Below are 13725 nucleotides of genomic sequence, written 5' to 3'. Positions count from 1 at the left end.
TTTATATAAAACCCTTAAAAAGTCGATTTATTGTAAATCACAAAACCACTAGCTAATTCTTCTAGTTCTTTATTAATCTTAGCATGTAAAACTGTATCTTCAATATTATCTAATACATCACAAATTTTGTTTGCAATTATTTCAAACTCTTTTTCTTTCATTCCTCTAGCTGTTAATGCAGGACTTCCTATTCTAATACCTGAAGTTACAAATGGGCTTCTTGTTTCACCTGGAACTGTATTTTTATTTACAGTTATCCCTGCATTTCCTAAAGCTGCATCTGCATCTTTACCACTGAATGGTTTATTTAAAAAACTCACTAATACTAGATGATTATCTGTTCCACCTGAAACTAAATCATATCCTCTTTTAATTAACACATCAGCTAATACTTTTATATTTACTTTTACTTGTTTTGCGTAATCTTTCCATGCAGGATCTAAAATCTCTTTAAATGCTACTGCTTTTGCAGCTATTACATGAACAAGTGGTCCACCTTGAATTCCTGGGAAAATTGCACTATTGATTTTTTTAGCTATCTCTTCATCATTTGTCATAATCATCCCACCTCTTGGACCTCGTAAAGTCTTATGAGTAGTAGTTGTTACAACATGTGCATAAGGAAATGGACTCATATGCTCATTTGCAGCAACAAGTCCTGCAATATGAGCAATATCAGCAAATAAAATAGCACCAACGCTATCAGCTATTTCTCTGAATTTTTTAAAGTCAATTTCTCTTGCATATGCAGAAGCACCACAAACAATGATTTTAGGTTGACAAACTTTTGCAATTTCCATAACTTTATCATAATTGATTCTACCATCAAGTTCAACACCATAATAAAATGCAGAATAGTTTTTTCCAGAAAAAGATGGTTTAGAACCATGAGTTAAATGTCCACCATGAGATAAATCCATACCTAAGATTCTATCACCAGCATTTATAAGTGCAGCATAAACAGCACCATTAGCTTGAGAACCAGAATGAGGTTGAACATTAGCATAAGAACATCCAAAGATTTCACAAGCTCTATCTATTGCTAATTGCTCAACAGCATCAGCAAACTCACAACCACCATAATATCTTTTATAAGGATAACCCTCAGCATATTTGTTAGTAAAAACAGAACCCATAGCTTCCATAACAGCTGGACTTGTAAAGTTTTCACTTGCAATCATTTCTAAATGATTAGTTTGTCTTTTTAATTCATTCTCTATTATGTCAAATACTTCTTTATCTGCTTGTTCTAGCGTTGCGTTTGTTATATATCTCATCTTTGTATCCTAAATATTATAAATTATTGTATTTCTTCATCATGAAGATTTATTTCATTTTTGATTGGTTTCATTGCTGGGAAAAGTAATACATCTCTAATTGAGTGCTCATTTGTAAGCATCATAACTAATCTATCAATTCCTATTCCTTGTCCAGCTGTTGGAGCCATTCCATAAGATAAAGCATTTACAAAATCTTCATCCATTTCATGGGCTTCATCATCTCCACCACACTCTTTTGCTTCCATTTGACCTTCAAATCTTTGAAGTTGATCAATTGGGTCATTTAACTCTGAGAATGCATTTGCTATCTCTTTTCCAGCAATAAATAATTCAAATCTATCAGTTAAATGAGGTTTTTCATCATTTCTTCTAGCAAGTGGAGAAATTTCAACTGGATATTCTGTAATAAATGTTGGATTTATAAGTTTTGCTTCAACATATTCATCAAATAGTTCACCTTGAAGCTGTCCGATATTCATTTTATCATTTACATCTAATTTCTTTTCTCTCATAAATGTAATAATTTTATCTTTATCTTCAACAATATCAGCAGGAACTCCACCTATTTGTACTAAAGATTGAATTAATGGAATTTCAGTAAAGTTACTAAAATCTATTTTTAATTCTCCATAAGGTAAAACTGTTGGTAATTCTAAATGTTCAAATAAATATTCAAAATACTCTTTTGTTAAAACGATTAAATCTTTGTAAGTTTTATAAGCCCAATAAAATTCAATAGATGTAAATTCAGGATTATGCGTTGCATCCATTCCTTCATTTCTAAAGTTTCTATTAATTTCAAATACAGCTTCAAATCCACCAACAATTAATCTTTTTAGATATAACTCAGGAGCAATTCTTAAAAATCTATCAATTCCTAAAGCATTATGATGAGTAACAAATGGTTTAGCATTTGCTCCACCTGCAATTGGGTGCATCATTGGAGTTTCTACTTCTAAAAATCCTTTGTTTTCAAAGAATCTTCTTGTTAAACTTATTACTTTACTTCTAATATGAAAAGTTTTTCGCACTTCTGAATTCATAATTAAATCTAAATATCTTTGTCTATATCTTAACTCTTTATCTTGAATACCATGAAATTTTTCTGGAAGTGGAGAAATAGCTTTTGTAAGAATTTTTAAACCATCTGCATGAAGTGAAAGTTCACCTTGTCCTGTTACAAATGGATAACCAGAAACTTCTATAATATCTCCAACTTCAATATTTTTTTTGAATATGTCGTTATAAAATCCCTCAGGTAAATTATCTCTTGCCACATAAATTTGAAGCATTCCACTTTCATCTTCGATTTTTAAGAAACTAGCTTTTCCCATAAGTCTGAAAAGTTTAATTCTTCCAGCAACTGTATAAGTTCTATTTTCATCTCTTTTTTCTTCTGTATGAAGAATATCACTATTTACATTTAAATATTTTGCAATCGTACAATTTCTTGAGCATTCATTTGCATAAGGATTAATTCCAACTTCTCTTAGTTTTTCAGCTTTTTCAATTCTTTGTTGTATATATGTATTTTCAAACAATATTAAATCCCTTAATTAATTTTCTTGTGGTTTATTAGCAATACTTCTTAGTTTTTCTTTTGTACTACCTAGTTCTTCTTTTGTTGTATTTTTTGTATCTTCTATTTTTTCTTTAATAGTATCTATAACTTCTTCTTCAACAGCTTCTTTTACACTATCTGTAGTTGTTTGAATATTTTCTTTTATGTTATTTTTTGTATTTTCAATAACTTCAGAAGCTTTTGTTGTATCAATTACTTTATTAACATTTGTTGTAATTGCAGTTGTATCAAGTTTTATAATAAATGAACCTGTACTTATTAAATGAGGCATCATAAATGAGTTTTCAAATTTTTCATCCATTACTTTTTTGAAAGATTGAACTTGATATAAAGCATAAGCGATAACTGAGAATATTAAAAATACTTTTGATGCTCCAAATATAAATCCAAAAATTCTATCAACAACACCTAATCCACTCGCTGAAAAAATCTTACTAACAATTATACCAGCTGTATAAACTATAAGCCAAACAGCAACTAACGCAGTTATAAATCCAATTAATTTTATGGTTGCTGGATTATCTAAAACTAAAACTGGAGCTAATAAATCGCCTGTTTCTTTTGAAATTCTTGAAGCAACAAATATCGCACCAATAATTCCAATAATTCCAAATACTTCTTTTATTAATCCTCTAAATAGTCCTTTTAGTCCTAATATTAGAGTAATAGTTATAATAATTAAATCAAAAATAGAAAAATCTTGCATTAAATCCCTTTTCTTATAATTCGTGCATTATATCTAATCTTTACAAAATCGAAGTTTAATTAAAATCGATAATAAAGTTAAGCCCAGAATAATTTTTATTTTTATAATCATAAGTTACATTTTGAATATCAATTTTATAACCAAGATTTTGAACAAAAAATTCGTTTACTATATAAAGCCCAAGTCCGACTCCAAAAGCCTGATGTTTAGTTGTAAAGTAAGGTTCTAATATCTTTGAAATAATATTTTCATCTATACCATTTCCTGAATCTTTTATTTGTAAAATATTATTTTTAAATTCCATAAATATAAATCTATCTTCAATATTTTCAACATTTATTAAAGCATGAACTGAATTATCTAAAATATTTAAAATAGCTTGTGAAAAATCATTTTTATTACAGTTTAGAATTATGTCATTATCGTAAATCAATTCACATTCAATTGAATTTTTTTCTAAAATTGAATCCATAAATTTTCTTGTATTTTCAAGAGCTTCTATTAATGAAAATCTAGTTGAATTATCATCTGTATTAAAGAAATTTGTAAAATTATCTATAGTTGTAGATAATTTATTTGTATTATTTATTATTCCATCACAAGATAAATTAAATTCATTATCATCAAGAATATTTAACTCTTTTTGTAGTTTCATTCCACTTGTTATTGTACTTATTACACTTAAAGGTTGTCTCCATTGATGGGCAATATTTTTTAAAGTATCTGTAATCGCAGCAATTTTTGATTGTTGAAAAAGTATTCTATCTTTTTCCTTATTTGCTTGAATTTGTTCTATTTCTTGAGTTATATCTGTAAAAGTTGCGATTATAAAATCTTCATCTTTAACTATTGAACATTTAATAGAAAAGTGTCTTATTTCTTCTTGCATATTTTTTATAGCAACTCGAAAATTTTTATCTGGATTTGCTAAAACATGTTCAGCCCAATTTTTTCCATTGTAATATTTTTCAATAATATAAATATCATCTTTCATATCTATGAAAGCACTACAAATACATTTATATTTTCTTTTAAAACTTTCTAAATCTTTAGTATTTGTAAAAAAATCATACAATCTTTGATTTGCATCAATAATTTCATTTCCAAGCGTAATTACAATAATATTTTCTTGAGAATTAAGAATAGCTTCTTTTTTATTTTCTTGAATTCTTAAAAGTCTTAAATAACTTGTATAAAGATAAATTAAAAAGAAGAAAAGCATAGTAATTAGAACTATTGCGGAAATCATAATGGTTTGAATTTTAAAAGATTCCACAATTCGAATATCTATATCTGATAATTTTACAAAATTTAAAATATATCCTAGTTTTTCATTTTTATTATTATAAAGATCATATTTTGAAATCATATAGTTGTTTTCTATTATATAATTATCAATTTTAAGATATTTCTCAATTTTATTTTGTTGTAAATAAGTGATTAATTCTTTATTTACATTTTCATTTGCAATATAATAATCATCTATAAATATTTTGCTAAATGGAAGTTGAATTATTTCATTATATTTTTTATCTGCAATTATTACAGAATCAATTTTATTTTCTTTTAAATCAGTAGAAATAGAATTAAAATTACCAATAACTTCAATAGCTCCTAAAAAGTTATTTTCTTCATCCATTATAGGTGCTCTGGCTTTTATTGTCATAGAATATAATCCAACACTAATAGAAGTAGAAACTTTTTTATTTTCGATAAATTTTTTTAAATCTTTTCTAAAAAAAAGATTGTCACCTTTTTTATCTGTCCAAGAACGATAGACACTATTTCCGTTTTTATCTATTATTTGAATCCAAATATTCTTATATTTTGTATTTTCTTTTATTTGTAGTGAAATATCGTTATAGTTAAATTTATTATACTCTTCACTCGACATTAATTTATGTAATTCAGAATCTTTTACCAACGATAAAGCTATTGCTAGTGTAGTGTTTGTTTTATTATCTATAAAATTTTCAGTAAGTTTTAAAATATGTGTATTCATTGTATTATAAGTAGAATCTAATAGAATTTTTTGTTTATTTAAGATGTAATAATAAGTGCCACTAAGGACACAAATAGTTAGAACTAAAAAAGAGAAAATCGCAATAAAAACATTTCTTTTGGTGTGCATTAATATAAACTTTTAGTAGATTTAAGAGTTTTTACTATACATAAACCCAACTTTCTTTTTAATTAATATTCATTTAGAATTAATAAATTTGTGATAAAATCACACCATGATAAAAAGATACCCAACTAAACAAATATTTGTAGGAAATGTACGAATTGGTGGCGATGCCCCAATTCCTGTACAATCAATGACATTCACAAAAACATCAGATGTAAAAGCAACAGTTGAGCAAATCACAGCTTTACATTTTGCAGGTGCTGATATAGTAAGAGTTGCTGTTCCAAATATGGAAGCAGCATTAGCATTAAAAGAGATTAGAAAACAGGTTGATTTACCTTTAGTAGCTGATATTCATTTTCATTATAAATTAGCTCTAATTGCTGCTGAAGTGGTAGATTGTATTAGAATTAATCCAGGAAACATTGGAGATAAAAAAAGAGTTCAAGAAGTAGTAAAGGCTTGTAGTGAGCGAAATATACCTATTAGAATTGGAGTAAATTCAGGGTCTCTTGAAAAACAATTTGAAGATAAATATGGACAAACTCCTGCTGGAATGGTAGCAAGTGCAGATTATAATATTAAGTTTCTTGAAGATTTAGGTTTTACAAATTTAAAAGTTTCACTAAAAGCCTCTGATGTTCAAAGAACAGTTGAAGCTTATAGAACTTTGCGACCTATGAATAATTATCCATTTCATTTAGGTGTTACAGAAGCTGGAACTCAGTTTCATTCAACTATTAAATCATCAATAGCTTTAGGTTCACTTTTACTTGATGGAATAGGTGATACTTTAAGAGTTTCAATGACAGGTGAACTTGAAGAAGAGATAAAAGTTGCAAAGGCAATTTTAAAAGATGTGGGAATTGCAAAAGAGGGCTTAAATATTGTTTCATGCCCAACTTGTGGAAGAATTGAAGCTGATTTAGTAAGTGCAGTTTCTGAAATAGAAAAAAGAACAGCACACATTAAAACATCAATGGATGTTTCAGTTATGGGTTGTGTTGTAAATGCAATTGGAGAAGCAAAAAGTGCTGATGTTGCTATTGCTTTTGGAAAAGGAAGTGGACTTGTTATGAAAAGAGGTGAAATTATTGCCAAACTTTCAGGAGATGCTTTAATAAACAGATTTATAGAGGAAGTGGAAATAGAAGCCCAAAAGAGAAAATAATGGATAGCGTTTATAGTATAAATATAGAAAGAGCTGTATTAAGTTCTATTTTATTTAATCCTGAAGAACTCGAAGATGTTTTAGGTGTTTTAAAACCTAAAGATTTTTATTTACCAGCACATAAAAAAATATTTGAAGTAATGGTAAAACTTCATAATGACGATATGCCAATTGATGAAGAGTTTATAAGAAAAAGAGTTGATTCAAAAGATGTTGATGATTCTATTTTATTAGAAATTCTTTCAGCAAATCCAATCACTAATACTTTAGCATATGTACGAGAAATAAAAGATGGTTCAGTAAAAAGAGAATTAGCAACACTTGCCACAACTATAAAAAAAGTAGCAATTGAAGAAGATATGAGTGCAAATGAAGCCCTTGATACTATTCAAGGAGAACTTTATAAAATCTCAACAGACTCAGCAACTTCTGAATTAAAAGATATGCAGGTTGTAACTCATGATACTCTTGAATATATAGAAAAAATGAAAAAAATGGGGAATAAACACCTCATTGGTGAAACAACTGGATTTGAAGCACTTGATAGAAGAACAACAGGTTTTAATGCAGGGGATTTGATTATTATTGCAGCAAGACCTGCGATGGGGAAAACAGCACTTGTTTTAAATATGGCTTTAAAAAATGTAGAACAAGGAAAAGGTGTTATTCTTTTTTCACTGGAAATGCCAGCTGAACAATTGATGTTAAGGATGCTTTCTGCAAAAACTTCTATTCCTTTGCAAAACCTTAGAAAAGGTGATTTAGATGATCAACAATGGACAAACCTTAGTGGCGCTTTTGATGATTTAAATACAAAAAAACTTTTTGTTGATGATGGTGGAAGTATAAATATTAATCAACTTCGAGCAAGAGTGCGGAAACTTGCTCAAAATGAATCAAATAATATAAAACTTGTAATCATAGATTACCTTCAATTAATGCAAGGAACAGGAAATAAAGATAGACACCAAGAGGTTTCAGATATTTCAAGGGGTTTAAAAATGTTAGCAAGGGAGATGAAAATCCCAATTATTGCCCTTTCTCAGTTAAATAGAGGACTTGAAAATAGACCAGATAAAAGACCAATGTTATCAGATTTAAGAGAATCTGGAGCAATCGAACAAGATGCCGATATTATAATGTTTGTTTATAGAGATGATGTTTATAAAGAACGAGATGAAGCACGAAAAGAAAAAGAAGCAAAAGACAAAGGTGAAGATTATAAATCTAAATTTATAAATAAACCAGAAGAAGAAGCAGAAATAATTATTGGAAAACAAAGAAATGGACCAATTGGAACAGTAAAACTTAATTTCCAAAAAGCACTTACACGATTTGTAGATAAAGAAAATGAGCATAATAATTCACCAATAGAAATGGTATTTGAAACAGTTGCTGATACGGAACGAGAGACAAATATCGATATGCCGGATATTTTTTAAATAATACATAAACTTATTTTAAGAAATAAGTACATATAATCTTTAAAATTATTTTAAGGATTATTATGAAATCTGCTTTTTCACTTTTAGAACTTATTTTTGCTATTGTTATTTTAGGAATAGTTGCATCTTTTGCAATTCCTAAATATATTGATACAAAAGATTCTGCTTTGGTTTCAACTATTAAAAGAGATTTAAATACAGCTGTTTCTTCTCTTCAAAGTTATTATTTATTAAATCAAAAAATTGAAAAAATAAGCGATGTTTTGACGATAAATGACACTAACTGGACGGTAAGTGATACAAAAATAAGTGATAAAAATTCTTGCGTATATTTAGAAGTTAAAACTTCACAAAGTGAAAATAAATCTATTGAAGTTGTAGTTGATAGCCAAAAAGATACGACTATTTGTAAAAAAATAAAAGAAGCAAAGATAGTTACAGCTTCTTATGAGCTTTATTAAATTATTATTCTTTTTTTCTTATTCTTAAAAAAGAAGCAAATTTTGGTTTATTATTTTTTGTTAAATCATAATACTTAAAAGTTACAATATCTCCAATTTGAGGTGGATTTTTTCTTTGTATATCTGAAAAACCACCACCTAAATTAAAAATAATTCCATTATTTAATTTAAGTTTTAAACTTTTAAATTCATCATTTTTTGAGTAGTTTAATCCTATTACCAAACCCTCATTATCATAAAATTTTTTAACTTTTAAAATATTTTCACTTCGCCCACTAAAATATTCTAAGTTAGGATTTTTTAGAATAATTCCCTCTGCTTTTTCATTAACTAATTTTTCTAAATAGATATTTAATTCAGTATCATTTTTACAAATTATTTGAGGAATTATTTTAATAAATTTAGTAGGATTTTTATCTAACCAATTTTTTACTTTTTCTAATCTTTTATCAAAATTTCCTTTTTCATTTGGAACTTCAAAGATATTGTAAGTTATTTCTTCCCATTTTAATGATGGATTTGTATCTAAAACTATATTTTGTATATTTTCAAAATCTTCTCTTTTTGTCCATAATTCACCATCAAGTTCAAAAGGCGGGAAATCTTTTGTAAACCAACTTGGTGTATATATTTTATTACCATTTTTACTAAGAAGTTCTTTCCCATTCCAGTATGCACGGATTCCATCAAGTTTTTCACTCATATACCAATTTGTAATATTATGTTTTGAATTATCATAATTTTTTGCTTTTTGAAGCTCTTGAGAATTTAGGTTAATAATAAGAAAAAATAGTATCAAGAATCTCATAATAATCCTTTATAAATAATGTTTTATATTATATATTATAGATTCTTAAATATTCGAAAAACATCATTAAACAATAATAAATATTTAGATAGAATATTCAACTTATGATAAAGTAGCGATAATAAAAGGATTTTGATTGAATAAAAATATTGTATTAAATGACAATGATAAAAAAATATTAGTAGATTCAATAAGAAGTGTAAATGATTTTCCCAAACATGGAATAGTTTTTAAAGATATTACAACTTTATTAAATAATAAAGTTGCATTTAAGCTTTTGATGAACCATTTAGAAGATAGATATAAATCTTATAATTTAGATTATGTCGCAGGTATCGATTCACGAGGTTTTATTTTTGGTGCTGCACTTGCTGATAGATTAGGCGTTGGTTTTGTTCCTGTAAGAAAAAAGGGAAAACTTCCAACTACGACAGTTTGTGAAAAATATGAGCTTGAATATGGTTTTGATGAAGTTGAAATTCACCTTGATGCTTTTAATAATGAAAAAAATGTAAATGTTTTATTAATAGATGACATAATTGTAAGTGGTGGAACCGCAAACGCAGCTGCTACTTTAATCAAAAAATTAGATGTAAATTTAGTAGAAGTGTGTTTTTTAATGAATATACAAATATTAGATGGTGCTAAAAAATTAAGAGAAATAGCTCCTGTTTATTCCGTGTTAGAAATTTAATAATTTAATAAAAAGAGAAAATAAATGAGTAATTATATTCCAAAACCAAGCATATTTGACCCAAATGAAAAAGGTCAATTTGGTATTTTTGGTGGACAATATGTTCCAGAAACTTTGATGCCAATTTTAAAAGAATTAGAAGCTGAATATAAAAAATATAGATTTGATAAAGAATTTTGGACGGAAGTTAATTATTTATTAAAAGATTATGTTGGACGAGAAAATCCTTTATATTTTGCAAAAAATATAAGTGATGAAATTGGTGCAAAAGTATATTTAAAAAGAGAAGATTTAAATCATACAGGTGCTCATAAAGTTAATAATGTTATAGCTCAAGGATTGTTAGCAAAAAAACTAGGGAAAACAAAAGTAATAGCAGAAACAGGAGCAGGGCAACATGGAGTTGCGACTGCAACTATTGCTGCTCTTATGGGCTTAGAATGTACTGTTTTTATGGGTGCAAAAGATGTTGAGAGACAAGAATTAAATGTATTTAGAATGAAACTTTTAGGGGCAAAAGTAATAGCTGTACAAAGTGGAAGTAAAACTTTAAAAGACGCCATGAATGACGCAATTAGATATTGGGTTACAAATGCACGAGATACTTTTTATATAATTGGAACAGTTGCAGGTCCTCATCCATATCCTATGATGGTTCGTGATTTCCAAGCTGTTATTGGATATGAAGCAAGAAAACAGATTTTAGAAAAAGAGAATAGATTGCCAGATTATGTAGTTGCTTGTATTGGTGGAGGTTCTAATGCTATTGGTATTTTTTCACACTTCTTAGAAGATAAAGAGGTAACTTGTATAGGAATTGAAGCTGGTGGTTTAGGACTTGATACAGATAAACATGGCTGTTCACTAGAAAAAGGAAGTCCTGGAGTTTTACACGGACAATGTTCATATTTACTTCAAGATGAAGATGGTCAAGTAATAGAAGCTCACTCTTTTAGTGCGGGACTTGATTATCCAGGAATTGGACCTGAACACTCTTTTCATAAAGATAATAAATCAGTTTCTTATGATTCAATAACGGATAAAGAAGCTTTAGATGCTTTTGTATGGCTTAGTAGAAAAGAGGGAATTATTCCAGCTTTTGAATCATCACATGCAATCGCTTATTTAAAAAAGGCAAAGGAGAAATTTAAAGATAAAATAGTTATCGTAAACTTATCTGGTCGAGGAGATAAAGATATGGTACAAGCTAAAAGTTTGTTAAATTTTGAATAAAAAAGGGGTATTGTGAAAGAGCTTTTTAGGAGAATACAACCCCATTCGGGAAAAATACTAGCAATATTTTTGATTTTATTTTTTTCATTTCTAGCTTATAATTTATATAATGCGCCAGTAGATGGCTTAGAAGAAAAGTTTGTATATCTTCTTAGAAAATATGGATATATAATACTTTTTGCATGGGGAATGTTAGAGGGTGAAGCTGGTCTTATAATGGCTGGATTATTGGCACATACTGGTGATATGAATCTTTATATTGCAATATTTGTTGCAGGTCTTGGTGGTTTTGCTGGAGATCAAGTTTATTTTTATATTGGTAGATTTAATAAAGATTATGTTTATAAAAAATTTAGAGGACAAAGAAGAAAATTTGCATTTGCACATTTACTTTTAAAAAAACATGGATGGCCAATAATTTTTATGCAAAGATATATGTATGGAATGAGAACAATAATTCCTATTTCTATTGGACTTACAAGATATGATGCAAGAATGTTTGCATTTATAAATCTAATATCCGCATGGTGTTGGGCAGCTCTTACAATAGTTCCTGTTTGGTATTTTGGAAATGAGATTATAATAGTTCTTGAATGGACAAAAAAACATTGGTATTTTGCAATTCCCCTTATCGTTATTTTAGGCGGAAGCATAATATTTTATATTAATAAAGCTACAAAAAAAGTTGAAAAAGGAGTTATAAATGAAAATTAATTTAGTTGATAAAAATATAGAGAAAAATGATGCAGAAATTGAGATCATTTTTGTAAAAAATATTGAAAATTTAGAGGATAAAGAGCTTTTAGAATTTTTAGATTTTAAAGCAAAAGATGAAGCTTGTATACTATTAGCAGAATCAAAAAAGATTTATGTGGGTTACGAAGAAGAAAATTATGACTCAATTGCAATTGCTAGTGCAACTGCAATCAAAAAACTTCAAACAACAAAATTTGCAAATGCAAGAATTGAATTAAATGAAGTTTTAGAAAATAATTTTAAAGCTTTAATCGAAGGTGCAATTCTTGGTGAATATAAATTTGTAAATTATAAATCAGAAAAAGATAAAAAGAGAATTGAACTTCAAATTTTAGTACCAAATAAAAACGATAAATTTGAAGAAATATTAAATGAATCAATAATTATTTCAAAAGCTGTAAATAAAACAAGAGATATGGTAAATACTCCACCTGCTGATTTTTATCCTGAAGTTATGGCTAAATTTGCAAAAAAACTTGCAAAAAGTGCTGATATTGAAGTTAAAATTGAGGGTGAAAAGTTTTTAAAAGAAAATAAAATGAATGCAATGTTAAGTGTTGGAAGAGCTTCTGTTCATGAATCACAACTTATTCATTTAACTTACAAACCAAAAAATGCGCAAGCTAAAATAGTTTTAGTTGGAAAAGGTTTAACTTACGATTCAGGTGGATTATCTTTAAAACCTGCTGATTTTATGGTTACTATGAAATCTGATAAATCAGGTGGTTGTGCTGTTATGTCAACTCTTTGGGCAATTGCAAAATTAGAACTTCCTTTTGAAGTTCATGGAATTGTTGGAGCTGTTGAAAATATGATTGGTGGAAATGCTTATAAACCGGATGATGTTTTAAAAGCAAAAAATGGGAAAACTATTGAAATAAGAAATACAGATGCAGAGGGGAGACTTGTTCTTGCTGATTGTTTATGTTACGCTCAAGATGAAATAAAAGATATTGATTATATTTTTGATTATGCAACACTAACAGGTGCTTGTGTGGTAGGAGTTGGTGAATATACAACAGGAATCATGGGAAATAATGAAATATTAAAAAGAAATGCAGTTTTATCTGCTTTAAAATCAGGTGAATATGCAACAACTTTAGATTTCAATAGATTCTTAAAAAAATCTATTAAATCAGAAATTGCTGATATTTGTAATATTGCAAACACAAGATATGGTGGAGCAATTACTGCTGGAATGTTTTTAGATAACTTTATTAATGATGAAAACAAAGAAAAATGGATTCATTTTGATATAGCAGGACCTGCATTTGTAGAAAAACCTTGGGGATATAATCCACATGGAGCAAGTGGCGCTGGAGTTAGAATGACAATTAAATTTTTACAAGATTTAGTTGATAATAACTAAAATTTTTATATAAAAAGAGATCAAGTATTCTAATACTAGATCTTTTTTTACTGCACTTTTTCTGTACTTATTTTTTAAAATAATATCCTAAA

General features: G+C 27.8%; 12 protein-coding genes. 7 read left to right on the top strand and 5 right to left on the bottom strand.

The window, feature by feature from the left end:
- Positions 1-14: 14 nt before the first annotated feature.
- From B0174_RS01100 to B0174_RS01085, 4 genes are read right to left on the bottom strand one after another with little or no spacing between them, the layout of a single operon-like run.
- Entirely contained in the window at positions 15-1277 is a 1263-nt protein-coding gene (locus B0174_RS01100; RefSeq protein ID WP_108557787.1) for a serine hydroxymethyltransferase, read from the bottom strand.
- Between the two features lie 23 nt (positions 1278-1300).
- Positions 1301-2821: a lysine--tRNA ligase gene (gene lysS / locus B0174_RS01095; RefSeq protein ID WP_205663481.1), complete on the bottom strand. Its 1521-nt coding sequence runs from the start codon at positions 2819-2821 to the stop codon at positions 1301-1303.
- 15 nt (positions 2822-2836) lie between these two features.
- Positions 2837-3568: a CvpA family protein gene (locus B0174_RS01090; RefSeq protein WP_108557785.1), complete on the bottom strand. Its 732-nt coding sequence runs from the start codon at positions 3566-3568 to the stop codon at positions 2837-2839.
- A gap of 55 nt (positions 3569-3623) precedes the next feature.
- Entirely contained in the window at positions 3624-5699 is a 2076-nt protein-coding gene (locus tag B0174_RS01085) for an ATP-binding protein (RefSeq protein ID WP_108557784.1), read from the bottom strand.
- A gap of 106 nt (positions 5700-5805) precedes the next feature.
- Here B0174_RS01085 and ispG point away from each other — a divergent pair, with 106 nt between their 5' ends.
- The 3 genes from ispG to B0174_RS01070 all read left to right on the top strand — a co-directional run bounded on the left by ispG (position 5806) and on the right by B0174_RS01070 (position 8773).
- Positions 5806-6867 (top strand): flavodoxin-dependent (E)-4-hydroxy-3-methylbut-2-enyl-diphosphate synthase, encoded by a 1062-nt coding sequence (ispG, locus tag B0174_RS01080; protein ID WP_108557783.1) that lies wholly within the window; start codon positions 5806-5808, stop codon positions 6865-6867.
- On the top strand, positions 6867-8309 hold the full coding sequence (locus B0174_RS01075; RefSeq protein ID WP_108557782.1) for a replicative DNA helicase: 1443 nt from the start codon (positions 6867-6869) through the stop codon (positions 8307-8309). Before ispG ends, B0174_RS01075 begins: the two co-directional genes overlap by 1 nt.
- 65 nt (positions 8310-8374) lie before the next feature.
- Positions 8375-8773: a type II secretion system protein gene (locus tag B0174_RS01070; protein WP_108557781.1), complete on the top strand. Its 399-nt coding sequence runs from the start codon at positions 8375-8377 to the stop codon at positions 8771-8773.
- 4 nt (positions 8774-8777) lie between these two features.
- Here the strand turns inward: B0174_RS01070 and B0174_RS01065 are convergent, their stop codons facing one another.
- The gene (locus tag B0174_RS01065; RefSeq protein ID WP_108557780.1) at positions 8778-9581 is read right to left on the bottom strand and encodes a DNA ligase; all 804 of its coding nucleotides are present in this window, start codon (positions 9579-9581) and stop codon (positions 8778-8780) included.
- Between the two features lie 148 nt (positions 9582-9729).
- Here B0174_RS01065 and B0174_RS01060 point away from each other — a divergent pair, with 148 nt between their 5' ends.
- From B0174_RS01060 to B0174_RS01045, 4 genes are read left to right on the top strand one after another with little or no spacing between them, the layout of a single operon-like run.
- The gene (locus B0174_RS01060) at positions 9730-10275 is read left to right on the top strand and encodes an adenine phosphoribosyltransferase (protein ID WP_108557837.1); all 546 of its coding nucleotides are present in this window, start codon (positions 9730-9732) and stop codon (positions 10273-10275) included.
- A 24-nt stretch (positions 10276-10299) separates the two neighbouring features.
- Entirely contained in the window at positions 10300-11508 is a 1209-nt protein-coding gene (gene trpB / locus B0174_RS01055; protein ID WP_108557779.1) for a tryptophan synthase subunit beta, read from the top strand.
- A gap of 12 nt (positions 11509-11520) precedes the next feature.
- Positions 11521-12222, top strand: a complete 702-nt coding sequence (locus B0174_RS01050; protein ID WP_108557778.1) for a DedA family protein — start codon at positions 11521-11523, stop codon at positions 12220-12222.
- Positions 12212-13633 (top strand): leucyl aminopeptidase, encoded by a 1422-nt coding sequence (locus B0174_RS01045; RefSeq protein WP_108557777.1) that lies wholly within the window; start codon positions 12212-12214, stop codon positions 13631-13633. Before B0174_RS01050 ends, B0174_RS01045 begins: the two co-directional genes overlap by 11 nt.
- The last annotated feature ends 92 nt before the right edge of the window (positions 13634-13725 follow it).

It is taken from the genome of Arcobacter caeni (genome assembly GCF_003063245.1).
GTDB lineage: Bacteria > Campylobacterota > Campylobacteria > Campylobacterales > Arcobacteraceae > Aliarcobacter > Aliarcobacter caeni.
Note: the sequence above shows the minus strand (reverse complement) of the source record. Positions and strands in the feature narration are given on the sequence as shown.